Raw genomic sequence first — 26,377 nt, 5'->3', positions numbered from 1 at the left:
GGGTCATGGTCGCCGGTAGATCGCGATAGAGTGGCCGACTTCGTCGATCGGTGTGCTGGTGTCGATCAGCGCGGCCAGTTGGTCATTCGCTTTGGCGGCGGCGGAATGGGACACGACGAGCAGGCCGCGCACCTCGTCCGGGGGCGTGGTGAGCGGGTCGGCGGCGTCGATGCCGTAGTGGGCGGGCAGGCCGCTGCCCTTGTAGACGAGCCAGATCCGCTCGCCGGGGTAGCGCTGCTTCAGGCGGTCCGCGAGCCTGCCGAGGTCCTGGCCCCAGTCGACGTTCGAGTCGTGCAGGCGCAGGTGGGTTTTCGCCGGGCCGCCGAAGGCCTCGTTGGCGTAGGGCAGGTAGTACGGGAACGTCCACAGTGAACTGGACGCGACGAAGGCGACCAGGAGCGCGGTCGCGATGTGGGCCCACCGCCGACGAACGGCGACCACACCGGCCGCCGCGACGGCCAGGAACATCGGTGCGAAGATCGCGTACCGGACGCCGAGGTCGCGGGAACCGGTCATGGCCGCGGCCAGCAGGACGGCCGTGGGAACGAGCAAGTAGGGCGCCGCCGGGCGCAGCCGGGGGACCGACACCAGCACGACGGCACCGGCCAGCCAGAGCACCAGCATGCCCAGCGGTGTCTTCACCAGCAGTGCGGCGGGCAGGTAGTACCAGAGCGAACCGAGGTAGTGCGTGCCGAACAGGAAGCCGCCCCAGACCTGGTCCTCGAACCCGAACTGTACGCGCATGCCGTCCCGGTACGGCTCGGGCAGGGGCAGCCAGTCGACGAGCGCGCGGGCCGGCAGGTGCGGCGGGGCTTCCCAGTGCAGTCGCGGATCCACGGCGAGGTAGGCGGCCCACACCACGGCGACCGCGAGCACCACCATGGCGGCGGCGAGCCCGAGAAGCCGGGCCAACGGGAGGTCGCGCTTGCGGTGAACGTCCCAGACGGACAGTGCGGCCAGCAGTAGCAGCACCGGAACGGCGGCCAGCGTGCTCATCTTCGTGGCCAGTGCCGCACCGAGGGCCAGTCCGGCGAGGGGCAGGCACAACGCGGGGCGGCGCCGGGCCCGCCACAGCAGCCACACCGACGTCAGCAGGAAACCGGCGGCCGGTACGTCGAGCGTGGCCAGCGATCCGTGTGCGATGAGGTCAGGGGAGAACGTGTACAGGGCGAGTGCGACCAGTCCGCCGACGGGGCCGGTCAGCTCACGGGCGAACGCGAGGACGACCAGTCCGAACAACAGCGTGAGCACGACCACCGGCAGCCGCGCCAGGAGCAGCAGTCGTCCCGGATCGTTGCCCGCTTCGTAGAGCACATGCCTGCCGAGTTGTGTCTGGTCGCCGTCGAAGGCGGGATCGAGGCGCGCGTCGGCGAAGGCCAGGCCGGACGCGATGATCAGCTTGCCCAGCGGCGGGTGTTCCGGGTTGTACCGCAGGCTGTGCTGTTCCAGGTAGACCACGGCCGTGCCCGCGTAGACCGGCTCGTCGATGGTCGGCGTCTGCTCCACGGCGGTCGTGATCATCGCGACCGCCATCTGGGCGAGGAGCACGACCGCGACGAGCGCGAACCACCACCGCCGGCGTGCACCCGCCGTCGGCGCGAGTTCCTCCGGGACGGCCTCTCCCGTGCTCGGCACCCGGCTCAAGGGCAGCGGCAAACCGGATTCCCTTCCTCGTGCGGGAACGAAGTCTGCCACTGTCTACGGCTCGCCCGGTGGTCCGGTTCAGCTCCCGTGTGGGCACTGTCGGAAGATCAGGCGTCCCGCTTCTTCGCGACACCGATCGCGACGGCGAGGAGGACGAGGACGACACCGGCGAAGTAGGCCAGAGCCCAAGCCTGGGACAGGGGACTGTCGGACAGCGGTGCTCCCGCCGCTATCCCGTCGACCGCGTTCGACGCGCCGTCCCCGCTGAGGAACTTCTCCGCGACGTTGAACGGCATCCACTGGTGGATGTCGTTCCCGATGCCCGGGATCAGTTGGACGAGGCCCTCGACCGCCAGCGCGTAGATCAGGAGCAGCGCGATCGCGCCCGCGCTGTGCCGGAGCAGGATGCCGACGGCCACGGCGAGGACGGCGGCCAGTGCGTAGACGACGCCGACCCCGGCCACGTTGACCCAGTCCGCGGCGCTGTTCAGCGCCAGTTCGGCCTCCGGTTTGAGGAGGATCCCGACGGCCCAGGAACCGAAGGCGCTGACCTCCCCGATGACCAGGCCGAGCAGCGCGACGACGACGGCTTTGGACAACAGGGCCCGGCCCCGGCGGGGGATGGCCTGGAAGGTGGTGCGCATCGTGCCGAAGCGGTACTCGGTGGTCACGGACAACGCGGCCAGCACCATGATCACGGCCGTGCCGAAGCCGTAGCCGAACTGGGTCGAGGCCACGGTGGCGGAAGGTTCGCCGTCGCCGGAATTACCGACGATGAGGGCGCTGAACCCGATGGTCAGCACCAGGGTGACCAGTGCGCACCACCACGGTGATCGAGTGGTGAAGAGTTTGATCCGTTCGACCGCGAGCAGTGTCATCGTCCTTCTCCGGATCGGGTGCGGTGATGGCCGGACCCCGGTGCCGGTGAAAGGTCGGCCAGGTACACATTCTCCGCGCTCGACCCGCGTGGGCACATCATCCCGTGAGCGGATTCGCCTCCGCCCGCGGGAGTACGGGCATGGCGAGACAGGTGGCATAGGCCGGTAACAGCCCGGCCTTCATCGCCTCCGCGAGAGTGGGCGCGCGCCGATCGCGTTCGGACATGATCGGGGAAATGCCGGCCGGGATCAGTGAGCCGAGTTGCGCGTCGAGAAGGGAAATGTTCAGTTCGTACTCCGGGGAATAGCTCTGGGACAACAGGTAGGTCAACACGGAATCGTCCGCCAGTGAGAGGCAAGCGTGTCCCACCCCGATGGGGAGGTAGACCGACCGGCAGGTGTCCGGATCGAGGACGACGGAGTCCCAGCGGCCGAAGGTCTCGGAGCCCACCCGGACATCGACCACGAAGTCGAGTACCCGGCCGCTGGGGCAGTACACGTACTTCGCGCATCCCGGCGGCGTCCTGGTGTAGTGGATGCCGCGGACGGCTCCGCGCCTTGACGTGGTGTAACTCGCCTGCGCCACGTCGAACAGCGGTTCCCCCACCGCGCGGAGGAACTCCGGCCCCTGGTGCGGTGAGACGAAGGACCCCCGTTCGTCGGGGAACTTCCTCGGCGTGAATTCGATGGCGCCCCGGACGGCCAGTTCTCGCGCCTGCATGGTGTTCCCTCCGATCAGTCGCCTAACCCGCCAAGCTGCGAAGGCAGGCGAGCAAGCTGCGCGCCTCGATGTTCACGTAATGACCGTGCCGCAGCAGTTTCGTGAGTTGTGAAGCGGTCATCCAGCAGTAGTTCGGCGGGGTTTCGACGAAGAACTCCGCGTCGACCTCCACGATGCGGTAATCGGCCAAGGCACGGAGAAAGCGCCCGCCTTCCTCCGACAGTTCGGTCGAGAAGCGGGTCTTCCCGAGCCTGCCCGAAGCCACTTCCCGGAGTAAGGGGTGCTCGATCGCGGACAACTCGTCGCCGGGGGACAACTGGATGGTCGGTCCGATCTCCACCAGGTCGAGCAGGCCCGTTTCCGGTCGCGCCTGCACCAGCAGGTGCAGGGTGCCGTCGATCGGCTTGGTGACGAAGACGGCCAGTCCCTTGCCCCGCGGCTCCAGCAGCGGTTGCGTCCAGCGGCTGACTTCCCGGTTGCCCGCCGCCACCCGGACGCCGATGATCCGGAACGCCCGGTGTTCGTCGTCCACGATCTCGTCGGCGGTGGTCGACCACCCGCCGACCTCGCGGAGCGGGATCAGCCGGGCGTGCCAGTCGCACCACGTCTTGGCGTCGGTGAACCAGCTCAGGATCTCCGGCGTGCTGTGGAGCGCGGGTGCCGGCGAAGCCGGGTGCTCGTTCCCGGCCGGCGGCATGCACGACAGCACGGTCCGTGAATCCATGTTGACCAGGTTGTCGATCTCGAGGAGCCGGTGGACGAGGGGGAGCGGGAGCCAGCGGAAGTCGTCGTCGAGCGCCACCTCACCGTCGACCTTCACGACGAGGTTCCGGTTGCGCTTGCGCCAGAACCAGGCGCCCTGCTCCGACTGCAGCACGTCGACGAGCACCTCGCCGCGGCGGGCGCCGGAGAAGAACTCCAGGTACCTCGTGTTGGCGCCCCGGTGGACCTGGGTGTAGTTGCTGCGGGTGGCTTGCACGGTCGGCGACAGCTGCAGCACGTTGACGTTCCCCGGCTCCATCTTCGCCTGCATGAGGCAGTGCAGGACGCCATCGATCTCCTGGACGAGGATGCCCAGGATGCCGATCTCGGGCTGGTGGATGATCGGCTGGGCGCGGCCGATGGCGCCGCCGGTGAGCACCCGGAGCCCCTCGACCGTGAAGAACCGGCCGCTCTCGTGCCCGAGGTTGCCGGTCGCCGGGTCGAAGCGCCAGGCATCGAGTTCCGCGAAGGGGATCCGGTCCACCTCGAACCGCCCGGCCTGGTGCCGCTGAGCCCACCAGTGCTCGAACTCGGCGAACGTGGTCAGCACGCCGGTGCGGGCCGGCGCCACTCCCGGCGGGGACATGGTCTGCTCGGTCACGTCTCGGTTCCTTTCCGGGGTGCGGTCGCCCGGCCGAGGACGGGGCACCGCACACCGCTCGTCAGACCCTCGCCAGGACCCCGCGCAGGACGTCGATGAACTTCTCCTGCTCCTCGGGAGCGAAGGAGGCGTACATGGGCAGCGAGAAGATCTCGCCGGCCAGCTTCTCGGTCACCGGAAGGGAACCCCGGCCGTAGGCGAGGTGGGCGAAACCCCGCTGGAGGTGCACCGGCCACGGATAGCTGATGTTCAAGGTGACGTCGTGTTCCTTCAACGCCGCCAGCACGTCGTCGCGCCGGGGGTGTCGCACCACGTGCACGTAGTACACGTGGTCGTTGCCTTCGGCGGTCGCGGGCAGCACCAGGTCGGTGCCGGCCAGTGCGTCGGCGTACCTCGCCGCGATCTCCCGGCGCCGCTCGAGGTAGCCGTCCAGCCGCTTCAGCTTCCGCCGCAGGATCTCCGCCTGGACCTCGTCGAGCCTGCTGTTGTGACCGGGTGTCTCGACGACGTGGTAGACGTCCTCCATCCCGTAGTAACGCAGCCGCCGGAGTTTGGCGTCCACCTCGGGATCGTCCGTGATCGTCGCACCGCCGTCACCATAGGCACCGAGCACTTTGGTCGGGTAGAACGAGAACGCGGCGGCCTTGCCCACCGAGCCGGCGATCCGGCCGTGCTGCCGGGCACCGTGTGCCTGTGCGCAGTCTTCGAGGATCGGCAGCCCGTGACGCGTGGCGACTGCGCTCAGCGCGGTCAGATCCGCGCACTGCCCGTACAGGTGCACCGGCAACAGGCACTTCGTGCGTTCGGTGATGGCCTCTTCGACCTGGCCGACATCCATCAGGTAGGTCTCTTCGACGACGTCGACGAACACCGGCGTGGCCCCGACGGCGTCGATCGCGAGCACCGTGGGTGCCGCGGTGTTCGACACGGTGATCACCTCGTCGCCCGCTCCGACACCGAGCGCGCGCAGGCCGAGCACGATCGCGTTGGTGCCGTTGTCCACGCCCACGGCGTGCGCCACCCCGTGGTAGTCCGCGAATTCGCGCTCGAACCCCTGCACCGCGGGCCCGAGCACGAGCCTGCCGGAACGGAACACGGAATCGACCGCGTCGAGTATGTCGTCGCGTTCGTTCTCGTACTCACGGACATAGCCCCAGACGAACTGTGTCATGGTCGCGCGCCCCTCCGATTCCGGGAATTCGCGCGCCGCCGGTCAGGCGACGTGCACTTCGGGAACATAAAGGATCCATTTGCCGCCGGCGTCGCGGAAACCCTGTTCCTTCGCCATGATTTCCTCGGCGTGGTTCCACGCCAGCAGCAGGGCGTAGTCGGGGTAGGACTCGGTGAATTCGCCGGGCGGTCGTACCGGTATGTGTGAGCCGGGGGTCAGCTTGCCCTGCTTGGTGGGACTGGTGTCGCACACGAACGCCAGCAGGTCCGGGCCGATCCCGCAGTAGTTCAGCACGGTCGCGCTCTTCGCCGTGGCGCCGTAGCCGACCACGCGCTTGCCCTGGTCTCGCAGCCGGGTGAGCAGGAGGACCAGTTCTTCGCAGTTCTCCCGCACCCTGGCCCCGAATCGCTGGAGCGTCTCGAACTCCGAGAGCCGCCACGTCCGCTCCTCGGCCCGCAGCCCGGCCACCGCGGGGGCCGGGCTGCGGGATCCGGGGAGGGCGAGGGTGTAGCGGACTTCCCCACCGTGCACCGGCAACCGCTCGACGTCGACCAGTTCGAGCCCGTGGTGCTCGGCCATCGCCTGCACGGACTGCGCGGTGAAGAAGAAGAAGTGTTCGTCGTAGACCTGGTCGAAGGAGGTGCGTTCGACGATGTCGGCGAAATAGGGGTCTTCGAACACGAACACACCGTCCGGGGCGAGCAGCGTGGTCACGCCGCGCAGGATGGAAGCGATGTAGGGGATGTGGCAGAGCGTGTTCGCGGCGTAGATCACGTCGGCCCTGCCCTCGGCGGCGAGGATGCTTTTCGCGGTCGACTCCTCGAAGAAGTCGTTGCGCACGTTGATGCCCTTCAGCGCGGCCAGCCTGGCCACCCGGCCGGACGGCTCGACACCGAGGTGCCGGATGCCGGCGTCGGCGAGGTGCTTCAGCATGATGCCGTCGTTGCAGCCGAGTTCCACGATGAACGGGTCCGGTCCGGCGAGCTCGCTCGTGCGGAACCGCTCGGCCAGCCTGCCGAAGTGCTCCCGCATGAACGCCGATCCCGACGACAGGTACGGGTAGTCCTCGTGGAACATCTCCTCGCGCGGCACCTCCTCCATGAGCTGAACCATCGAGCACGAGGCGCAGATGCCGGTCGCGAGCCGGAAGGAGAACTCCTCCGCCGCTCCGGCGCGGTCGACGAAGGCGTCGGACAGCGGCTGGCGGCCGAAATCGAAGAACTCGTGGACGGTGCCCGCGCAGACGCGGCACTGGGAGGTGGCCCGCATTTCAGTCTCCTTGCCCCTTTGCCCGGACCGCTGACGGTGACGGCGTTCGGGAGTTCCGTGGATATCGGCGGAGCGCGCCGGGTGGCTCACGGCCGGAATCGCGCTCGCGGTGGATTCCGGCAATCCTCGCCGAAGTCCGCCGGGAATTCAACGTCCGATAATTTCGGCTGCACGGCAGTCGCCCGGAATTGATTTCCGGGTGCTTCCGCGCAATGCTGGCTCGACCGTGAACATCGAGTGGGCCGGGATGGGTGAGCGTACTCCTGGGCCGGCGGACCACGTGTCCCGCCGGCGAGACGTGAATCGGTCCGTTTCCGGACACCGGCAGAAGAAGGGATCGCTGTGATATTGCGGAAGGACGAGGTGACCAGGACCCTGGTCGAAACGGCCAAGATGATCTACGCGGAGCAGGCCGACGACGAGGACGTGCCCACCTCGGTGCGGGACCTGGATTCCTTCAACCTGGTCCAGATCGTGCTGGAACTGGAGAACAACTACGACGTCAGGCTGTTCGAGGGGCTGCAGCCGTATCGAGCCGGCGAAGGCTATCGCAGTGGTGATTTCGAGGAGTTCGCCGAGGTGATCGTGGCCATCGCGGCGGAACAGGGTCCCGCTGAGGACGAAGAGGCGCACGCCTGACTCGCGGAGGCGGTGCGCGCGGGACCGGAACCAGTGGAGCAGGAGTGCAGATGACGAACGCCGCCCGAAGACCCCTTGTCGTCGTGCTCGGCGCTTCCGGACTGCTCGGGACCGCCGTGCTCAGGGAATTGGCCGCGCGCCCGGTGCGGTTGCGGGCGGTGTCGAGGCGGCCCGCGTCCGTACCGGGCGATTGCCCGGCGGAGCACGAAATCCACCTCGCGGACCTCACCGCTCCCGGGGCACTGGCCGCCGCGGTCGCCGGCGCCGACGCCGTCATCCACCTGGTCGCCCACCTCCCCGGCGCGCGGACCTGGCGGGCCGCCGATCAGGGCGGCGTGGCCGAACGGGTCAACGTGGGGCTCGTGCTCGACCTGATCGAGGTGCTCCGGCGGCGGCGCCCGGCTCGTCCGCCGGTGGTGCTCTTCGCCGGATCGACCTCCCAGGTCGGCACCGGCGGTTCCGGCTGCCTGGACGGCACCGAGCGCGACGTTCCCCAGACCGCGTACGACCGGCAGAAGGTCGCCGCCGAACTCGCGCTCGAATCGGCCACCGCCGAAGGCGTCCTGCTCGGGGCCACACTCCGGTTGTCTACTTTGTACAGTCAAGGCGCGGGCCGGGTGGCGCTCGACCGCGGGGTGGTCGCGTCCATGATGCGGCGCGCGCTGGCGGGGGAACCGCTGACCCTGTGGTTCGGTGGTGCCGCCAAGCGGGATCTCCTCTGCGTCGATGACGCGGCACGTGCCTTCGCGGACGCGCTCGACCACGGGAACTCGCTCGCCGGACGGCACTGGCTCATCGGGACCGGGGCCGGGACCGGGATCGCCGAACTGTTCGCCCTGATCGCGGAGGTCGCGGCCGAGCACACCGGGAAGCCGCCGGTGGAGATCGCTTCGGTGGCCGCTCCGGAAGGGGCGGTCGCGACCGACGTGGTGGATTTCTTCGGTGACCCGGCACCGTTCCGGGCGGTCACCGGCTGGCGGGCTCGTACCCCGTTGCGGTCCGCGCTGGAGAACCTGGCGGCCGCGCTCGCGCGCGATCCGGACGAGCGGATCGCGGCCGGTGGCTGACCGGCGCCGCCCGGCGGAGGGGAATCCGCCTGTCCTGCCCAGGTCCGTGGAGAGGAAACCATGCGCGTCCTGTTCGTCTGCTACGCGGAGAAAACACACTTCCTGGGCATGGTGCCGCTGGCGTGGGCCCTGCGGACCGCGGGGCACGACGTCCGCGTCGCCAGCCAGCCCAAGCTCACCGGCGTGATCACCGGGGCGGGGCTCACCGCGGTACCGGTCGGCGAGGACCACAAGCTGTGGTCCTCGGCGAGCAGGTTCCTCACCGAGCGGTTCGCCGAGTTGAACCCGGAGGTCCACGAGCGGATCCGGCGCGGCGTGTTCCCGCCGTTCGACATGGCCGACGACCCGGACGAGGTCACTTGGGACTACCTGGCCGGGGCCGGCCCCGACATCGCCACCGCGGCCAGGAACACCAACTCCTCGATGATCGGGGAACTGGTCGAGTTCGCCCGGTACTGGCGACCGGACGTGGTGTTCTGGGAGCAGGCGAGCTTCGCCGGCTCGATCGCGGCCAAGGTGTCCGGTGCGGCGCACGCCCGGTTCCTGTGGGGACTGGACTTCTACGGCCGGTGGCGGACCCGGTTCCTGCGTGAACGGGCGGCGCGGCCCGGCGGGGACCACGGCGACCCGCTGGCGACCTGGCTCGAGCGGGAAACCGGGAAGTTCGGTGCCGGGTTCTCGGAGGACATGACCACCGGTCAGTTCAGCGTCGAGCAACTCCCGGCCAGCCAGCGGGTGGACACCGGCCTGCACACCGTGCCCGTCCGGTACACGCCCTACGGCGGCCCCGCCGTCGTCCCGCCCTGGCTGTGGGCACCCCCGTCGAAGCCGAGGGTCGCCATCACCCTCGGCCTCACCTCGTCGGAGAGTTTCGGCGGCTACCTGGTCGACGTCCAGGGCATCCTCGACTCGCTGGCGGACCTCGACATCGAGGTCGTCGCCACGGTCGCGGAGAAGGAACAGCACAAGGTGCGTCACGTGCCGGGCAACGCGAGGGTCGTCGCCTACGCGCCGCTGCACGTGCTGGCCCCGACCTGCTCGGCGATCGTCCACCACGCGGGGGCCGGCACGATGGCCACCGCCACCCTCTCCGGGGTGCCGCAGCTGGTCCTGCCGGACCAGGCCGACGGGTGGTACACCGCCCGGCGGATCGCCGAGCTGGGGGCGGGCCTGCGGATCGAGCCGGGCGATGCGACCGGCGCGGCGGTTCGCGACGCGGTCGTCCGGCTGCTCGGCGAGGCGTCCTTCGGGGACAGTGCGGGGCTATTGCGCGCGGAGGTGATGGCCATGCCCGCGCCCAACCACATCGTCGGCGAGCTGGTGGAACTCACCGAGAAGTACCGCGGTCGAGAGCACGTCCGGACCGCGGCCTCCGGGAAGGGTGGGTAGCACCGTGCGCGTGCTCTTCGTGACCTATCCGGAGAAGATCATGTTCCTCGGCATGGTGCCGCTGGCGTGGGCGCTGCGCAACGCCGGGCACGAGGTGCGTGTCGCCAGCCAGCCCGAACTGACCGACGTCATCACCACGGCCGGGCTGACGGCTGTCCCGGTCGGCCGGGACCACGGCCTCTACCGCGTGCTCGGCATCCAGCCGGAGAAGCTCGCCGCGGCACGCGCCGGCTTCCCCAGGCCGTACGACGTGGTGGACGTGCCCAAGAAGCGCACCTGGACGTACCTGAACAAGGGCTACGAGTTCGCGGTCACCTGGTGGCACAAGATGGAGAACGTGCCGATGATCACGCCGCTGGTGGCGTTCGCCCGGCAGTGGCGACCGGATCTGGTGCTGTGGGAACCCACCACCTTCGCCGGTCCGATCGCGGCCAAGGCCACCGGGGCCGCGCACGCCAGGATCAGCTGGGGCCTGGACGTGTTCGGCATGGCCAGGCACCACTTCCTCGACGTGATGAACCGGCAGCCGCCCGCGAAACGGGCCGATCCACTGGCGAACTGGCTCGGCGGGCAGGCCGAGCGGTTCGGCTCCGGGTTCTCGGAGGACATGATCACCGGCCAGTTCACCGTCGAGCAGATCCCGCCTTCGCTGCGCCTGGAAACGCCGGGCGTGCGGTACGTCGACCTGCGCTACGTTCCCTACGGTGGCCCCGCCGCCGTTCCGGACTGGCTCCGGGAACCGCCGGACCGTCCCCGCGTCCTGCTGACCCTCGGGCTCAGCGCGGTCGAGCGCTTCGACGGCTACACCGTGGACCTCGCGGAGATCCTCGGTTCGCTGGCCGAACTGGACATCGAGGTCGTCGCCACCATCGCCGACCGGGTGCGGGACAGGCTGGGGGCCTTGCCCGGCAACGTCAGGGCGGTTCCCTTCGTCCCCCTGCCGGCACTGCTCCCGACCTGCTCGGCGGTGATCAACCACGCGGGCTTCGGCACGCTGTGCACCACCGCGCTGCACTCGGTGCCGCAGTTGACCCTCCCGGTCCACTTCGACGAGCCCCGCCTGGCCGGTGCGCTCACCGGCCTGGGCGCCGGCCTGACCATCCCTTCGTGCGATGCCACCGGCGAGCTGGTCCGTGACCACCTCGTCCGCCTGCTGGCGGAGCCGGAGTTCGGCGAGGGTGCCGCCCGGCTTCGTGACGAGATGCTCGGCATGCCTTCCCCCAACGAGTTCGCCGAGGAACTGGTGGACCTGGTCGCCGAGCACCGCACCGCCGCGGCAGGCGGGTAGTGACCGAGGAGGCGACGACCATGATCGGCGACCCGCCGGAACCCGGTGACGCGCTGCCGGGCTTCCGGCTCGGGGTGTCCCGTGGACTGACCTACGGCGTGCACACCGAACCCGAGGTCTTCCTGCCGGAGGTGCGGGCACTGGGGGTGCGCACCGTTCGGGTGTACCTGTACTGGGCCCAGCTCGAGCCGGAGCCGGGCGAGTTCGACTGGACCGCCGTCGACGCGCTGCTGGACCAGCTCGAGGACACCGACGAACTGTGGATCACGGTGTACTCCACGTCCACCTGGGCCACGCGGCACCCGAACCCGACGCTGCCCGCCTCGGCGGCCGAGGACCCGGAGCGGTATCGCCGGTTCCTGCGCGAGCTGGTGTCCCGTTGCCGCGGCCGGGTGCGGTTCTGGCAGTGCGACAACGAGCCGTGCGTCAACTTCCTGTGGAACGGCTCCGCGGCGGAGTACGTCCGCCAGCTCGGGATCTTCGGTGAAGTCGTGCGCGAGCTCGACGACGGGGGGCTCGTCGTCATCGGCGGTGTGCCCCCGGACGCGCTCGACGGTGACGAAGCGGACGCCGAGGCCGTGGCGTACTTCGACCGGATCATCCGCGACGGCGGTGCGCACTTCGACGTCTTCGACATCCACCCCTATGGCGATCCGTACGGGATCCCGGCCGTGGTCGAGGCCGCCCACCGGGCACTGGCCCGGCACGGCCTGCGCAAGCCGGTGGTGATCGGCGAGTACAACGGCCCCTTCCCGTTCGCGCAGCCCGGACTCCGGCCGCGCCTCGTCGGCCTGTGGTCGGGTGTCCAGGAGGAGAACGGCGCCGGAGGTGCGGGGGAGCAGCTGGATGAGGAGTGGAAGAGGACCGGTGAGCCGGGCATGATCGCGCTCTACCGGCGGATGGCGGTGTTGCCCCCGCTGCTGCAGATGTTCATGGTCGGCTGCCCGCCGGACCTGGAGGACAAGCGCCACCGGTGGAACTGCCGGGACCTGGTCGTGCGCAACCTGCTCGCGTTCGAGGCGGGGGTGCGCCGGACCGTGTGCTGGCAACTGGCACCGGAACGGCCGGGCCGCCGCAACCCGTACAAGGTGATGGAACTGCTGTTCGGCAAGTTCGACCTGATGGACTACCAGGGCGACCGCCTCGGCCGCCGGTACCCGGCGGGGGAAGCGATGGCACGGCTGGCGGAACGGCTCGGCGAGGTGCGGAAGGTTTCGCGGATCGAGGTGCCCGGACAGCCGGATCTCCACCTGTTCGAAGTGGACAGGGTGGCCCGTGGCCCGATGCTGGTCGCCTGGGAACGGCGCGGCGACTTCGACGGCGAGGACGAGCCTCCGACGCCGTTCCACCACGAGTGGGCCGCGTCCACCGCGCGAGCGATGGACGCGCTGGGTGCTCCCGTGCCCATCGAGGTGCGTGACGGTCGCGTGCACCTGCCCCTGACGCTCACCCCGGTCTTCATCGAGTGATCACCGGCGTGACTACCGCGTGGTCGCCCGCTCGTCTTCGGGTGCTCCGGATTCCTTGGGGACCAGCAATTGCGTGGTGGCCAGCTCGCGGTAGAGCGGGTCGGCGCCGACCAGTTCGCCGTGGGTGCCCACCGCGCGCACCAGTCCGCCGTCCATGACCACGATCCGGTCCGCCTGCACCACCGTGGACAACCGGTGCGCCACGACCACCACGGTCAGCTCACGACCGGCTTCGGCGATGGCGTCCCGCAGGGCCAGCTCGTTGACCGCGTCCAGCTGCGAGGTCACTTCGTCGAGCAGCAACAGGCGAGGACGGCGCAGCAGCGCCCGTGCCACGGCGACCCGCTGCCGTTCACCACCCGACAGGGTGTTCCCGCGGTGCCCGACCGTGGTGTCCACCCCGGCCGGGAGTCGTGACACCAGCTGGTCGAGCCGGGTGCGCCGCAGCACCCGGTCGATGTCGGCGTCGTCCGCGTGCGGAACGCCGATGAGGAGGTTCTCGCGCAGCGTTCCCGCGAGCACGGGGGCGTCCTGCTCCACGTAGCCGATGGCCGCCCGGAGCTGGTGCAGTGGCCAGTCGCGGATGTCGTGCCCGTCCAGCAGGATCCGGCCGGAATCCGGCTCGTAGAAGCGCTCCAGCAACGCGAACACGGTGGACTTTCCCGCACCGGACGGCCCCACCAGCGCGGTGATGCCGCCCGGGGGGATGTCGATGCTCACCCCGTGGTGCACCACGGGCGTGGTCCCCGGGTACCGGAAGACCACTTCCTGGAACTCGAGGGACGCCGGCCCCGTCCTGGCTGTCTCGCCGCTGCCGAACCCGTTGCCCTCGCTGACCCGCGCCAGCTCCGACTCCGGCTCCGGCTCGACGTCCAGCTGTTGCACTTCGCGGATGCGCCGCACCGAAGCCACCCCCGCGCTGAAGTTCGAAGCCGCTTCGAGCAGCGAGCCGACCGGCTCGAAGAGGTAGAACAGGTACAGCAGGAACGCCACCAGCGTGCCGATCTGGATCTCCCCGGTCGCGACCCTGGCGCCGCCGATGCCCAGCACGGCGAGGAAGGACACGTGGATGGCCAGCACGGCGCCCGCGCCGACCAGCCCGTTCAGCCCGGCCAGCCGGACGCCGTACTTCCACGCGGTGGTCGTCGCCGCGACCGCCTTGGCTTCCTCCTGGGGTTCCGAGCCGGACGCCTTGATCATCCGGAAGGCGCCGAGCGAGCGTTCCAGGGTGTTGCTGATCTCCCCGAGGGCCCGCTGGACGTGTTCGTTGTAGCGCGAGAAGAACGGCACCACCAGCCCGATCAGGAGGCCGGCGAACACCAGCACGCCGACGGTGACCAGGACCAGGACCGGGTCCATCAGGAACATCATCACCAGGATGGCGATGAGCATCAGCAGACCCCTGCCGGAGTCCACCAGCGCCTGGCTGGCCACTTCCCGCAGCAGGGTGGTGTCCGCGGTGACCCTCGACATCAGGTCGCCGGGCGGGAACCTGCTCGTCTGCGGGATCCGCAGCCGGAGGATCCGGCCGACGAGCCCGTGGCGGGAATCGCGGACCACCGATTCGGCGCTGCGCCCGAGCAGGTACGAACCGATCGCGGTGATCACCGCGCCGAGCAGCACGGCCGCGGTCAGCAGGAGCAGCGAACCGGCCACCGTCTCGTCGCGTTCGAGCGAGTCGACGAGGTCCTTGGTCACCACCGGTTGCACGAGCCCGATCAGGCTGCCGATCGTGCTCAGGATTCCGCCGGTGATGACGAGTTTCCGGTAGGGCAGGATGTAGGCGAGCATCTCCCGCCACGCTGACAGGTGCAGCACGGAACCACCCGCGGAGCCCTCTGTCGTCTTCGCGGTTCCCACCTGGCGCCTCCCGTGTCGGTGTTCGTGAGCGTCCGGCGGCTCGTCCGCCCGGGGCCGGTTCACCGGCCGTGTTCTCTCGCCAGCAGTTCCGCCGCGGTGTCGGCGAGGAGCTTTCCCGCGGCACGCACTTCCGCCGCCATCGGCCGATCCGCCTCGAGCGGCGGGGACAGCGCCGCCAGCTCTGGCCAGGGCCGCGACGTCCCGGAACCGCCCCCGGACACGGCGTCCAGCTGCGCGATACCGACCGCGAGCGAACCGACGACCAGCCACGCCAGCCCGGCCGCCTCCGCGACCGAGTTCGCGCCGTTGAGCGCCATCGGCACGTGGTCCTGGTTCCAGCCGTTCGTCGGCAGGCTGGTCAGTGAAGCCGGGTAGCCGAGCTGGCGGATCTTGGCCACGAACGACGTCGCGCTCAACTGGACGCCGGCGAGGCCGCAGGCGCGTCCGGGACGCGGGGTGAGCATCGGCGGCAGCCCGCCGTTGAGCACCGGGTCGCACAGCACCGCCAGCTGCCGTTCGGCCAGGTACGCCACCTGGTGCAGCACCAGTCCGGTCAGGTCGGAGGCGAAGCCGACCGGCATGGCGTGGAAGTTGCCGCCGTGCAGGACGACGCCGTCGCTGGTGATCGGATTGTCCGTGCACCCCCTGGCCTCACGGGCGAGGACGTCGGCCACCGAATCGAGTTGATCCAGCGCCGCGCCGAGCACCTGGGGTGCGCACCGCAGGCTGTACGGCTCCTGCAGCGGCCGCGCTTCGTCGCGCTCCAGTGCAGGCGGAAGCGCGCGCCGTAGCCATTCCGCGGCTTCCAGCTGCCCTCGCTGGCCTCTGGCGACACCGATGGCGGGCTGGTAAGGCTCGGGATTGACGCGGAGCAGCCCGGCGAGACGGCCCGTGAGCACCGCCACCGCCCGCGCCAGCCGCAGGACCGACTCGTGGTTGAGGATCGCGACGGCGAGGCTGGCACCGGTGCCGTTGACGAAGGCGAGCGCTTCGCGAACCGGCCACTCGAGCGGTTCCGCGCCCAGTTCCGCGAGCACCAACGAGGCCGGGCGGGTCGACCAGACCCCTTGATCGTTTCGCACCCACGCCTCGCCGGACCCGGTGTACGCGAGGGCCGCGGCGGCGAGCGGTTGGAGGTCACCGCTCGCGCTGACCGTTCCTTCCCGCGGTATCGCGGGGACGAAGCCGCGGTTCCAGAGGCCGGCGAGCCGTTGCCAGAAAACCGGGGAGACAGCGGAGTAGCCCTTGCGCATGCTGTTCAGCCGCAGCCGGACGATCAACCGGCAGGCCGCCGGGTCCAGTGGCGGGCCCTGGCCGGTACCGAGGTGGGCGATCATGCCGCGGCCCTGCTCCAGTTCGGAGTCCGCCGGATACCGCACCAGCGGGCCGAAACCCCGGGTCAGGCCGTAGACCGGCAGGCCGGCCGCCAGTGCTTTGTCCACAGTGGTGGAACTTTCCCGCATCCGGTCGAGGTCGGACGTGGTGCAGTCTTCGAGCACCACGCCGGAATCCGCACCGCGGATGAGCTCTGCCAGCTCTCGCCGGGTGGACACCTTCTCGGCGGAACTCACCCGATCACCCGCTGGGCCCGGAGGGCTTTGCCGGTGTCGGTCCGGTCGATGCGTCCGAGCAGGAGCGTCCTCCTCGGACGCACGCCGAGGTGTTCGCGGACCACCCGGGCATCGACGCCGACGCCGGTTTCGGGCACGACGAGCAGATCTATGTGCTCGCCGATCACCGCGTCGGTGACCGGCAGGATGGCCAGGTCCGCGCACCGCAGCACCGAACGCAGGGAACGTTCGAGTTCGTCGAGGTCCATCCTGCGCCCGTTCACCTTCACCAGCCTGCTGCGCCTGCCGACGAACCGGAACCGGTCCTCGCCGACCGGCAGCACGAGGTCGTCCATGACCGCGCTCTCGGGTGGCGGTTCTCCCGGCGGGGCCGCCAGTCTCGGACTGGAGATCGCCAGTGGTACCTCTTTCCCCGCCGGGGCGCGCCCCGGCAGGAACCGGACATCGTCGAACAACTCCCACAGGGGGTCTCCACCTGCCCACTGCCGCTTCGCGATCCCGCCCGTTTCGGTGGACCCGAAGACTTCCACGATGCTCGCCCGCTCCGGCCCGGCTTCGGCCAGGAAGTCCGCCGCCGTGGCCGGCAGCGTCGCCGTGCTGTGCAGGACGGTCAGGTGTTCCGAAGTGGACACCCAGGACATGTTCCGGCGCAACAGGGAGAACACCCAGGGAATGGCCATGACCGCCCACCGCCGGTACCCCTCGCCGGGCGCCGGGCCGAACAGCGCCGGCCGGTACCACACCGGAACCCGCAACCTCGCCGGCACCAGCACGCTCACCAGCATCCCGAAGATGTGGCGAGGGGGCACGAAGGACAGCACCGCCTGGGGCGACCGCGGTGCCAGCAGGCCCGCGAGCAGACCGGCCTCCGCCCAGAGCTGTTCCCTGGTCCGCCGCCAGGCCCGGCTCTGCCCGGTGGTGCCCGAAGTGTGCAGGTCGACCGGGTTCGGGAAGGCGCGCGCCACCAGTTCATCGACGTCCAGGTCGAGCCGGTCCCACCGGACGAACCAGGGCTCGTCCGCGATCCGCGGTGCGGTGACCGGCCCGGAGAGCAGTTCGGCAGGGGTCAATTCCGTCCACACCACTGTTTCCCTTCGACGGGCTCGGGCGAGATCGATGAGCGAAGTTCTGCTCAGCTCCGGTCGCCGATGGCGCGGGCGACTTCCATCACGTAGTGGCCGTATGCCGATTTCTCCATCTTGCGCCCCAGCGCGTAGCACTCCTCGGGGCTGATGAACCCCATCCGCAGGGCGATTTCCTCGATGCAGGCCACGCGGACACCTTGGCGGTTCTCCAGTACCTGAACGTACTGGCTCGCTTCGAGCAGCGACTGGTGCGTTCCGGCGTCCAGCCAGGTGAAACCGCGGCCGAGCGTGGTGACGCGTGCCCGGCCCGCCGCCAGGTAGGCGCGGTTCACGTCGGTGATCTCCAGTTCGCCGCGCGCCGACGGCCGGATGCCGCGCGCGACTTCGACCACGTCCGGATCGTAGAAGTACAGGCCGGTCACCGCGTTGGCAGCGCGGGGTTTCTCCGGTTTCTCCTCGATCGAGAGCAACCTTCCCGTCTCGTCGACCTCGGCGATACCGTAGCGCTCCGGATCGGAAACCGGGTAGCCGAACAGCGCGCAGCCGTCGAGTTCCTCCCGCGTCTTCCTGAGCAGGTTCCCGAAGCCGGCGCCGTGAAAGATGTTGTCCCCCAGCACCAGTGCGGAATCACTCCCGGTGATGTGGGCGGCACCGATCAGGAACGCGTCGGCGATGCCGCGTGGTTCGGCCTGTTCCGCGTAGCTGACGTCGAGACCGAGATGTGCGCCATCACCGAACAGCGCCCTCAGGGCGGGCACGCTGCCCGGCGTCGAAATGACCAGGATTTCCCGGATCCCGGCCAGCATCAGCACCGAGAGCGGGTAGTACGCCATGGGTTTGTCGTAGACGGGAAGCAGTTGTTTCGAGGTCGAAAGGGTGAGCGGGAGCAAGCGGGTGCCACTGCCTCCCGCGAGGATGATGCCTTTCATCGGAAATCCATTCATCCGAATTTCGGGTGAGCACCTTGTCGCGGGCCGAGGCCGCTTCTCGCACGGTACTCCGGAACGACCTTCTCCAGTTCCGGAACCACCTCGCTCGGCGCGGGGAGTTCGTGCATCTGGTTCCGCAGCGATCGCGCACCCGTTCGGAAAGAATCTTTTTCCAGCAGTCGCTCCACCATCGCGCGTACCTTGTCCCCGGTCGCCTCGGTCATCGGCAACGCGAGTCCGGCCCCGTGACGGGCCACCCGCCTGGCGAGCGCGGGCTCGTCGAAGCGCTCGGGCACGCACAGCGCCGGCACGCCGTAGTTCAGCGCCGAGCACAGCGTGCCGAACCCGGCGTGGTGGATGGCGGCCGAGCAACCGGGGAGCAAGGCGTGCAGCGGTACCGAGGGCACCACTCGCGCGTTGCCCGGGATACCCCGCAGTTCCGCCCGCTCGCGCTCCGCGATCGTCGCCACCAGGTCGATGTCCAGGTCGGCGAGCGAGTCGAGGAGCTCCTGCACCGCGAGCCCGTGACCGTCGAAGTACGCGGCCGCGGTGACGCCGAGGGTGAGTGCGACCCTCGGGCGCCCTGGTTCGCTCCGCAGCCAGCCGGGGACGACCGCGTGGCCGCTGTAGGGCACGTAGCGCATCCGCAGGTAGTGCAGGTCCGCCGTCATCCGCAGCGCGTCGGGGAGCTGGTCGATGGTGAACTGGCCGACGGCCAGGTCTTCGGTGAACCGGCCGCCGCGGTTGCCGATCCTCGCGCCGAGCCAGTCGGCGAGGGGGTCGGCGCGGTCGTGTGGTGCCCGGGATCCGCGCAGGTCGCGGAAACGCTGCCGGGTGCACCCGAAGATGTCCATCCCGGACAGGAGCCTGCCGTGTGCCGCTCCGGACGACCTCGCGGCGATCGCCCCGGCATAGCTGTTCGCTTCCCAGAGCACCAGGTCCGGCTTCCAGGCGAGGGCGAAGTCGGTCAGGTCGTCGACCATGGTGTTGTTGACCGTCTTGTACCACGTGCGCACCAGGTCGGCGTACATCGTGGCGAGGTAGTCCCAGTCGAGGTCCTCCGGTGCGTGCTCGACCCGCTCGAAAGGCAGGATCCGCGTGCCGCGGACGGCGGCGTGGGCCGCGGGATCGAGCTCGGCGAACCGCTTGCCCGTGAACCGGCTGACGCTGCGCCACAGGTGGTGGTCGCGGCCGAGGGGGACCGCGGTCAGGCCCGCGTCGGTGATGGTGCCGGCCAACGCGGGCTGGCTCGCGACACGGACTTCGTGTCCCGCCGATCGCAGAGCCCAAGCCAGCGGGACCATGGGGTAGAAATGGGAGTTCGCCGCGTAGGTGACGAAGAGGACGCGCAGGGGTTCCCGCCCGCGGAGCCGTCGCGGGGGCGGTGTGCGCACCTGGTCAGTCGTTTCCATCTGCGTCGTCCCATGCGGGGTCCAGGGTGCTGCTCGCCGCGCTGTCGAGGACCAGCATCATCCAGCTGAGCAGGTCCTGGTCGGCGGCGGCCGCTGCCTCCTGCCAGCGCCTCCGCTGCTCCGGCGCGACCCGCATGTTCAGCTTGGGTGCCTTCTCCGTCCCATTTCCGACGTTCTTGGCCGCCCTGACCTTGGTGCGGAGCACGTTCCGGGACCAGCCGCACTTCTCGGCTCTGCTGAGCCATTCGTCCTGTTGGTCGTCGGGCAGGCTCGCCAGCTCGGCGTGGTGCTGGAAACTCAGCTTCGCGTGCCGCCGGTGCAGTGGGTAACGCCGGGCGATCCACGCGTAGTTCCGCAACGTCTGGTAGTCGAGAGAGGTCTCTTCGACCGCTCGCTTGTAGCGGTCCGGGTAGTGGTCCTGTCCGTAGATCAGCCAGTCGCCGAGCCACCACGCGGACGAATTCGCGATGACGATGATGTGGTTGCCGATCTCCCGCCATTCGTCGACGGAAACGTCACCCGGAATGATCAGGCCGGTCTGCTTCGTCCGCGTGGACGGTGGCAGGAATTTCGGCCGGCCCCGGTCCCCGTGGGGTTCTACGTTGTTCCCGTTGATCGGCCGGCGGTCCTCGGTGACCGTCGTTCGATGAGCATGCACCTGGTGTCCCCCCAGTGATTGTTCGAGAATCCTGGTCGATCACCGCCGGCCGCTTCCCCTGGCGGCAGCGGCGGTGTGTCCCGCCGGCGAGACACAACGGGCGGTGATGTCACTCTACCGAGCCGGGCGCCGGTGGCGGTAGGGAAATCGCCGACCAGGAACGGTGATCCGGTGTGGTCAGGAAGGCACGCTAGTCGCGGACGCTTTCTTCGTGGTTTCACGGCCGGGATCCCCGCCCGTCGCGCCGGGCCGGCGCCAGTAGGCGCCCATGTGGTCGATCCGGTGGATCTCGGCGATGATGCCGTGGCGGTCGCGGTACTCGTGCACCGCGTCCCGGCAGGACTGGATCGCGTGGTAGTCGTCGACGATGACGAACCCGCCGGGGGAGAGCTTCGGGAACAGGTGCGTCAAGGCGTCCATTGTGGATTCGTAGAGGTCGCCGTCCAGGCGGAGCACCGCGATCCGCTCCACCGGTGCGGTGGGCAGCGTGTCGGCGAACCAGCCGGGCAGGAAGCGGACCTGGTCGTCCAGCAGGTCGTACTCCGCGAAGTTGGCGCGGACCTCCGCCAGCGGCACACCGAGCACGTCGTTCGCCGCGTCGAGGCGCATCACCCGGTCCACCGGGTGGGCGCCGTCCGCGGTGGGCGGGATGCCCTGGAACGAGTCCGCGACCCACACCCGCCGGTCGGTGATGCCGTGCGCGGCGAAGTACGCGCGGGCGAAGATGCACACCCCGCCGCGCCACACCCCGGTCTCCACGAAGTCGCCGGGGACGCCGTCGGCGACGGCGCGGTCCAGGCACTCGTGCACGTTGTCCAGCCGGCGAAGGCCGACCATGGTGTGCGCCACCCGCGGCCAGTCCCCGCCGATTTCCCGCGTGTCCGGATCGAACTCCGCGCCGGGGGAGAGGTGGCTCGGGATCGCGCCGTCGCGGTGGATGGTGCCGGTCAGCACCCGCTTCATCAGGTTCAGGTAGTGGTCGGTCATGCTGCCCCTCACGGTCGGTCGGCGTGCGCGTCTGGCACGCGGCGGGAACTCGGGCACCATCGCCCGGCGCGGACGCGGCACCGGTGCTCAGGCACCGGCGAGCTCTTCCAGCGTGGGGACGATGTCGTGCGGGCTCGGCTCGGCGAGCGCCTGCTGCCGGAGCCGGGCGGCGTTGTCCCGGAAACCCGGGTCCTCGAGCAGTTTCGCCAGGTTGTCCGCCAGTATCCCGGCGGTCACGTCGGAAGCATCGACGTTCAGCGCGGCACCTTCGGCGACCAGGCACGCCGCCAGGTCGGGCTCACCCCACAGGTTCACCCCGTCGGACACGCGCAACTGCGGTACGCCGTGCACGACGGCGGTGGCCACCGAGCCCGCCCCGAAGTGGTGCACGATCGCCGCGCAGCGCGGGAGCAGGAGGTCCAGCGGCACGAAGTCGGTGAGCCGGACGTTGCCCGGCACGTGGTGGACGCCGGACTGGGCGCGGGTCACGGTCGCGACGACGTCGGCGTCCAGTCCCGCGACCGCGCCGAAGAGCTCGGCCAGCGGCGGTGACGGCAGGCCGAGGTCCCGGGAGGAGGTGCCGAGGGTCAGGCAGATCAGCGGGCGCGGGGGTTCGTCGAGCAGCCAGTCCTCCACCACGGCGCGGCCGCTGTGGGGCACGAAGCGCACCGGGATCGTCCTGGTGCCCGCGCCGGTTCGCACGCACGGTGGCATCGGGTCGATCGTGGCCTGGCCGAGCACCATGTCCTCGTCGAAGGACGCGCCCCGGTCGTAGCGGTGCAGGCGGTCGGTCAGCCACTGCCGCACCGGGTCGTCGTAGCCGACGAGTTCGCGGTCCGCGCTCAACCGCAGGAAGAGCGCCCGCAGCCGCGCCAGGTGGTCCGGTCCGAACAGGGCACGGACGTGCGCCGCACCGCAGAGTTCCGCCACGACCGGCCCGGTGTAGGTGAGGGCGTCCCAGACGACGAGGTCCGGGCGCCAGCGCGCGGTGAAGCGGACCAGGTCGTCGAGCATCGCGTCGCAGGCGAGCACGTCGGACACCATGCGCGGGAACACCATCAGCGTGGCGCGCACGTGGTCCCAGGTGAGTTTCTCCGGCCGCTTCTCCGTCACGTCGAACGGCAGTCGTTCGCCGGACGGCCGCCCGGCGAGCAATTTCCCGCGCCGGAGGCCGAGAGCCGGGCCGGCGGGAACCGCGGGCAGCCCGGAATCGGCGATCACCCCGGCGATGTCCGGCTGACTGGCGACCCGGACTTCGTGCCCGGCCGCGCGCAACGCCCAGGCGACGGGCACGAGCAGGGTGAAGTGCGACTTTATCGCCGCCGTCACGAACAGGACCCGCACGCGATTCTCCGGAATGCCGTGGGCGGGCGAGGGAGTCTCGTGAACACCCCCGCCCGCGGTGTCACCATTCAGGCGCCGGGACCACCCGGGCCCCGGCAGCGCGAGTGGATCAGCTGCAGCAGCAACAGACGATGCTGCTGGAAGCTGCCACCACCGGCTCGAAGTACGATGTCTCCTCGCCGAACGAGGTCACGTCGACCTCGGGGACCTCCGCCAAAAGTTCGGTCATTTCCGATCTCCGTTCTTCCAGTTGTCCACTCCGGTCATGATGGAAACGGCCGGTACGGATCAACCTAACCAGTCCGCCGACCTCGACTAAGTCATCCGTTGAGTCGACTAGTCATCCGTCGAGATGACATGTCAGCCGAAGAGACGACAACCGGACAATGCGATGTTCTTGCCCGGGGCGGATGTTCTCCGCGATAGTCGGTGTCCGCTCCACGAGTGCGTGCGGGTAATCCACGGTTTTCGGCGCGAAGGGTGTCCGGGTGAGCGCGAAACAAATCACTGTCCTTCCTCTCGGTCTCCGGGTTTCGATCCGGCAGGCGGTGTTCGACGCCGTCACCGCGTCCCCGGTGCTCGGCCTCGCCCGGTCGGCCGAGGACGCCGACGTACTCCTGGTGGACGCGTGCGCCCCCGGAACGGACGACCTGCCCGCCGAACTGCCCCCGCTTCCGCGCATCGTGCTGTCGGTCCCCGCGGCCGACCGCGCCCCGGCCGGGTCCTTCGCCGCCGAAGTCGCCGTGCGGGAGGCCGGCGCGACCGGGTCGCCGCACCGCTGGTGCGTGCTGCGCTGCGCCGCCTTCGGCGAGGAACTGGCCTGGAGCGTCCAGTACGAGACCGCCGGCGCCTTCTACACGGCCTGGCAGCCCGCGGGTGCGCCGTGGGTGGCGGCCGCCGACGTGGTCGAGCTGGTCGGGCGGCTCGTCACCGAGCCGGACCGCTGGCAGGCCGCGTACGACGTGACGGGCCCCGCCACGGTCGCCATGGCGGAGGTCAGCGAACTGCTGCACGGCCTGCACGACCGCCCGATGCCCTACGTGCGGCTGGACGAGGAGTCCCTCGTCTCGGCCATGGAACAGGTCGGGTTCGCCCCGGACTACGCCGCCCGGCGCGCCGGCTACATGGTGTGGACCACTTCGGCGCCAGGACGGCCGGAGGTGTCGTCACTGCCCGCCGAGGCGCTGGGCCGCCCGGCGGTCCCGCTGGCCGACTACCTGCTCACCGCCGCGCGGTCCACCCTCGCCGACGCCCACTAGCCGACAGGACGCACCCATGACGGCGATCAGCACCACCACCCGCAGCTGGCAGGTCAATCCCGCGGCCCGGCTCATGGCCACCGGCGAGGACCTGCTCGTACGGCACGGCGGACTCGTCACCCGGTGCGCCGCGCCGGGGATCAGGCAGTTCGTCACCACCCTGCTCGGCACGGCCGACGACGGCCGCGTGCACCTGGACGCGGACGGACTGGACCCGGTTCGGCTGGCCCGTTTCGAGCTGCTGATGACCCAGCTGGTGGCAGCCGGGCTGTTCACCGAGCTGGAGCCCGGCGAGGCCGCCCCCGACCCGGTGGTGCTCGGCCTGTGGCAGCGCGGCGGCGGCGCCGTCGAGCGGGCCGACATCGCGGCCCGGCTGCGCAGCACGCCGATCCGCGTGGTGGGGACCGGCGCGCTGGCCGGCCACCTGCGCCGGGAACTGGCCGACGCGGGCCTGGCCGTGGGGCCGGACGACGGCGACCACGCCGGCGTGGTCGCCGTCGTGGTCGGCGCGCACGACCAGGACCCGGTGCTCACCGACTGGAACACCGTCCAGCTGGCCGGGGACACCGCGACGCCGTGGCTGGCGGTCACCCCGTTCGACGGGGAGTACGCGACCGTGGGCCCCTGGGTGGTCCCCGGCGAATCCGCCTGTTACGCCTGCTACCTGCTACGACGTGCCTCGACCTTCACCGACGACGCGGCGGTCCCGGTGCTGGCCGATGCCGAACCCGCCGGGCTCGCGGTGGACGGCTCGGCGCGCCACCCCGGCCTGCGGCTCGTGCAGGCCGGTCTGGTCGTGGACCGCCTCACCGAGTACACCGGGCTCGGCGACCGGGGCGGGCAGTCCGTGCCGGGCGGGCTGACCACGATCGCGGTGCGCCCGGACGCGATCGTCCTCGAGCGCCACCGGGTGCTGCGGGTCCCGCGCTGCCCGGCCTGTTCCCCCGCCGCCGGGCGCGGCTACCCGCAGGTCTGGTACGCGCAGGAGGCGGGCGCATGAGCACCGCGCTGCCCGAGCCGCCACCGCCGGGCACGGTCCCGTGGACCTCCCGGGAGGACGCTGAGCGGACGATGTCGCTGTTCGTCTCCCCGGTCACCGGGATCGTGCGCCGCCTTTTTGAGCGGATGCACGACACCGACGAACTGCACGCGTTCTCCATCGGCAGCGAGGCGTGCGACGCCAGGGTGCTGCTGGGCACGCGGTGCAACAAGAACAACGGCGGGGGCGGCGCGTCGCGGGCCGGCGCGCGGCTGGCCGCCATCGGCGAGGCGGTCGAGCGCTACAGCGGTGCCTGGGTGCCGTTCGAGCAGCTCCGCCACGGGACCTGGCGGGAGCTGACCCGGCAGGGTCTGCACTGCCTGTCCCCCGAGGAGTACCTGCCCTTCGCCGACTGGCAGTACGACCAGCCGGACGCCCCGCACGTGCGGTTCACCGCGGACACCGCGCTGTCGTGGGCGGAAAGCCGCAGGCTCGCCGACGGGGCGCTGGTGTGGCTCCCCGCGCAGCTGGTGTACCTGCGCGGCGACCTGATGGCGGTCAACCCGATCGGCTACCCGACGAGCAACGGGCTCGCCTACGGGAGCACCACGGACGAGGCGCTGGTGAGCGCGGTCCTGGAGCTGGTCGAGCGCGACTCGGTGATGATCACCTGGCACAAGCGGCTGAGCATGCCGCTGCTCGACCCGGCCTCCGCCCCGGAGCTCACCGCCTACCTCGACCGGCACGTGGCCCCGACCGGCCTGCGGGTGTCGCTGGTGGACCTCAGCGCGTTCAACGCGATCCCGGCGGTGCTCGCGGTGGTGCGCAACGAGGTCCCCGGGGTGGCGCCGCTGGGACTGGGCGCGGCGGCGGCCGGGTCCGGGGTCCGTGCGGCGACCAAGGCCACCTGTGAGGCGGTCAGCACCCGGACCTGGGCGGTGACCAAGCGGCGCGCCGGGTACGTGGTGGACCCGGCGGCCGACTTCGACGAGTCGGTGCGCGGGTTCGACGACCACATCGCGCTGTACGCCCAGCCCGACCTCATCGACGGGACCCGGTTCCTGGACGGTTCGGCCGAGCGGTCGCGGGTGGACCGGATGCCGGCCCTGCCCTCGGCGACGCCCGGCGAACTGCGCGAGGCACTGGTCACCCGGCTGGCCGAGCAGGGCACCGACCTGTACGCGGTCGACCTGACCAGCCCGGACGTGCGCGAGGCAGGCGGCCACGTGGTCAAGGTGTTCTCACCGCAGCTGCAGCCGCTGGACTCCGGCTACCGCAAGCGCTACCTCGGCAGCGGCAGGCTGCACGCCCGGCCGGCCGAGCTGGGGCTGCTCGCGCCGGGCGAGGAGTTCACCGTCAACCCGCTGCCGCACCCGTTCCCGTGAAGGAGCCGCG

Annotated in this window: 22 protein-coding genes; 8 read left to right on the top strand and 14 right to left on the bottom strand. The window is 70.3% G+C overall.

The window, feature by feature from the left end:
• Positions 1 to 3 precede the first annotated feature (3 nt).
• The 6 genes from JOM49_RS28640 to JOM49_RS28615 all read right to left on the bottom strand — a co-directional run bounded on the left by JOM49_RS28640 (position 4) and on the right by JOM49_RS28615 (position 7,046).
• Positions 4 to 1,656 (bottom strand): phospholipid carrier-dependent glycosyltransferase, encoded by a 1,653-nt coding sequence (locus JOM49_RS28640; protein ID WP_245369512.1) that lies wholly within the window; start codon positions 1,654 to 1,656, stop codon positions 4 to 6.
• A gap of 95 nt (positions 1,657 to 1,751) precedes the next feature.
• Positions 1,752 to 2,522: an ABC transporter permease gene (locus tag JOM49_RS28635; RefSeq protein WP_209667300.1), complete on the bottom strand. Its 771-nt coding sequence runs from the start codon at positions 2,520 to 2,522 to the stop codon at positions 1,752 to 1,754.
• Positions 2,523 to 2,619: 97 nt separating this feature from the next.
• Entirely contained in the window at positions 2,620 to 3,243 is a 624-nt protein-coding gene (locus tag JOM49_RS28630; RefSeq protein ID WP_209667299.1) for a dTDP-4-dehydrorhamnose 3,5-epimerase family protein, read from the bottom strand.
• 22 nt (positions 3,244 to 3,265) lie between these two features.
• Positions 3,266 to 4,606 carry an NDP-hexose 2,3-dehydratase family protein gene (locus JOM49_RS28625; RefSeq protein WP_282772555.1) on the bottom strand — a complete coding sequence of 447 codons (1,341 nt, stop codon included), beginning with the start codon at positions 4,604 to 4,606 and terminating at the stop codon, positions 3,266 to 3,268.
• A gap of 61 nt (positions 4,607 to 4,667) precedes the next feature.
• Entirely contained in the window at positions 4,668 to 5,777 is a 1,110-nt protein-coding gene (locus JOM49_RS28620; RefSeq protein WP_209667298.1) for a DegT/DnrJ/EryC1/StrS family aminotransferase, read from the bottom strand.
• 42 nt (positions 5,778 to 5,819) lie between these two features.
• Positions 5,820 to 7,046, bottom strand: a complete 1,227-nt coding sequence (locus tag JOM49_RS28615; RefSeq protein ID WP_209667297.1) for a class I SAM-dependent methyltransferase — start codon at positions 7,044 to 7,046, stop codon at positions 5,820 to 5,822.
• Positions 7,047 to 7,388: 342 nt separating this feature from the next.
• Here JOM49_RS28615 and JOM49_RS28610 point away from each other — a divergent pair, with 342 nt between their 5' ends.
• The 5 genes from JOM49_RS28610 to JOM49_RS28590 are packed head-to-tail and all read left to right on the top strand — an operon-like array spanning position 7,389 to position 12,898.
• Positions 7,389 to 7,685 (top strand): hypothetical protein, encoded by a 297-nt coding sequence (locus JOM49_RS28610; RefSeq protein WP_209667296.1) that lies wholly within the window; start codon positions 7,389 to 7,391, stop codon positions 7,683 to 7,685.
• Between the two features lie 50 nt (positions 7,686 to 7,735).
• On the top strand, positions 7,736 to 8,752 hold the full coding sequence (locus tag JOM49_RS28605; RefSeq protein WP_209667295.1) for an NAD-dependent epimerase/dehydratase: 1,017 nt from the start codon (positions 7,736 to 7,738) through the stop codon (positions 8,750 to 8,752).
• A 60-nt stretch (positions 8,753 to 8,812) separates the two neighbouring features.
• Positions 8,813 to 10,141: an activator-dependent family glycosyltransferase gene (locus JOM49_RS28600; protein WP_209667294.1), complete on the top strand. Its 1,329-nt coding sequence runs from the start codon at positions 8,813 to 8,815 to the stop codon at positions 10,139 to 10,141.
• Positions 10,142 to 10,145: 4 nt separating this feature from the next.
• The gene (locus JOM49_RS28595; protein ID WP_209667293.1) at positions 10,146 to 11,429 is read left to right on the top strand and encodes an activator-dependent family glycosyltransferase; all 1,284 of its coding nucleotides are present in this window, start codon (positions 10,146 to 10,148) and stop codon (positions 11,427 to 11,429) included.
• Positions 11,429 to 12,898, top strand: coding sequence for a beta-galactosidase (locus JOM49_RS28590; RefSeq protein ID WP_209667292.1), 1,470 nt, complete (start codon positions 11,429 to 11,431; stop codon positions 12,896 to 12,898). Before JOM49_RS28595 ends, JOM49_RS28590 begins: the two co-directional genes overlap by 1 nt.
• A 12-nt stretch (positions 12,899 to 12,910) precedes the next feature.
• Here JOM49_RS28590 and JOM49_RS28585 read toward each other — a convergent pair whose 3' ends face one another.
• From JOM49_RS28585 to JOM49_RS28550, 8 genes are all read right to left on the bottom strand, one after another.
• Positions 12,911 to 14,716 (bottom strand): ABC transporter ATP-binding protein, encoded by a 1,806-nt coding sequence (locus JOM49_RS28585; protein WP_308158908.1) that lies wholly within the window; start codon positions 14,714 to 14,716, stop codon positions 12,911 to 12,913.
• Positions 14,717 to 14,817: 101 nt separating this feature from the next.
• Entirely contained in the window at positions 14,818 to 16,329 is a 1,512-nt protein-coding gene (locus JOM49_RS28580) for an aromatic amino acid ammonia-lyase (RefSeq protein WP_209667291.1), read from the bottom strand.
• Positions 16,326 to 17,411, bottom strand: coding sequence for an AMP-binding protein (locus JOM49_RS28575; RefSeq protein WP_308158907.1), 1,086 nt, complete (start codon positions 17,409 to 17,411; stop codon positions 16,326 to 16,328). Before JOM49_RS28575 ends, JOM49_RS28580 begins: the two co-directional genes overlap by 4 nt.
• Positions 17,412 to 17,461: 50 nt before the next feature.
• Positions 17,462 to 18,343 (bottom strand): glucose-1-phosphate thymidylyltransferase RfbA, encoded by an 882-nt coding sequence (gene rfbA, locus JOM49_RS28570; protein ID WP_209667289.1) that lies wholly within the window; start codon positions 18,341 to 18,343, stop codon positions 17,462 to 17,464.
• A gap of 11 nt (positions 18,344 to 18,354) precedes the next feature.
• Entirely contained in the window at positions 18,355 to 19,755 is a 1,401-nt protein-coding gene (locus tag JOM49_RS28565; RefSeq protein ID WP_245369511.1) for an activator-dependent family glycosyltransferase, read from the bottom strand.
• The gene (locus tag JOM49_RS28560) at positions 19,742 to 20,413 is read right to left on the bottom strand and encodes an LmbU family transcriptional regulator (RefSeq protein ID WP_308158906.1); all 672 of its coding nucleotides are present in this window, start codon (positions 20,411 to 20,413) and stop codon (positions 19,742 to 19,744) included. Before JOM49_RS28560 ends, JOM49_RS28565 begins: the two co-directional genes overlap by 14 nt.
• A gap of 177 nt (positions 20,414 to 20,590) precedes the next feature.
• Entirely contained in the window at positions 20,591 to 21,400 is an 810-nt protein-coding gene (locus tag JOM49_RS28555) for a TylF/MycF family methyltransferase (RefSeq protein WP_245369510.1), read from the bottom strand.
• A gap of 87 nt (positions 21,401 to 21,487) precedes the next feature.
• Positions 21,488 to 22,744, bottom strand: a complete 1,257-nt coding sequence (locus JOM49_RS28550) for an activator-dependent family glycosyltransferase (RefSeq protein WP_209667288.1) — start codon at positions 22,742 to 22,744, stop codon at positions 21,488 to 21,490.
• 488 nt (positions 22,745 to 23,232) lie between these two features.
• Between JOM49_RS28550 and JOM49_RS28545 the strand changes: the two genes are divergently transcribed.
• The 3 genes from JOM49_RS28545 to JOM49_RS28535 are packed head-to-tail and all read left to right on the top strand — an operon-like array spanning position 23,233 to position 26,367.
• Entirely contained in the window at positions 23,233 to 24,003 is a 771-nt protein-coding gene (locus tag JOM49_RS28545) for a Rossmann-fold NAD(P)-binding domain-containing protein (protein ID WP_209667287.1), read from the top strand.
• 16 nt (positions 24,004 to 24,019) lie between these two features.
• Complete coding sequence (locus tag JOM49_RS28540; RefSeq protein WP_209667286.1) at positions 24,020 to 25,003, top strand: TOMM precursor leader peptide-binding protein; 984 nt, start codon at positions 24,020 to 24,022, stop codon at positions 25,001 to 25,003.
• Entirely contained in the window at positions 25,000 to 26,367 is a 1,368-nt protein-coding gene (locus JOM49_RS28535; protein ID WP_209667285.1) for a YcaO-like family protein, read from the top strand. The genes JOM49_RS28540 and JOM49_RS28535 overlap by 4 nt, the downstream gene beginning before the upstream one ends.
• The last annotated feature ends 10 nt before the right edge of the window (positions 26,368 to 26,377 follow it).

It is taken from the genome of Amycolatopsis magusensis, from assembly GCF_017875555.1.
In the GTDB taxonomy this organism is placed as follows: Bacteria; Actinomycetota; Actinomycetes; order Mycobacteriales; family Pseudonocardiaceae; genus Amycolatopsis; species Amycolatopsis magusensis.
This window is presented reverse-complemented; position numbering and strand designations above follow the sequence as displayed.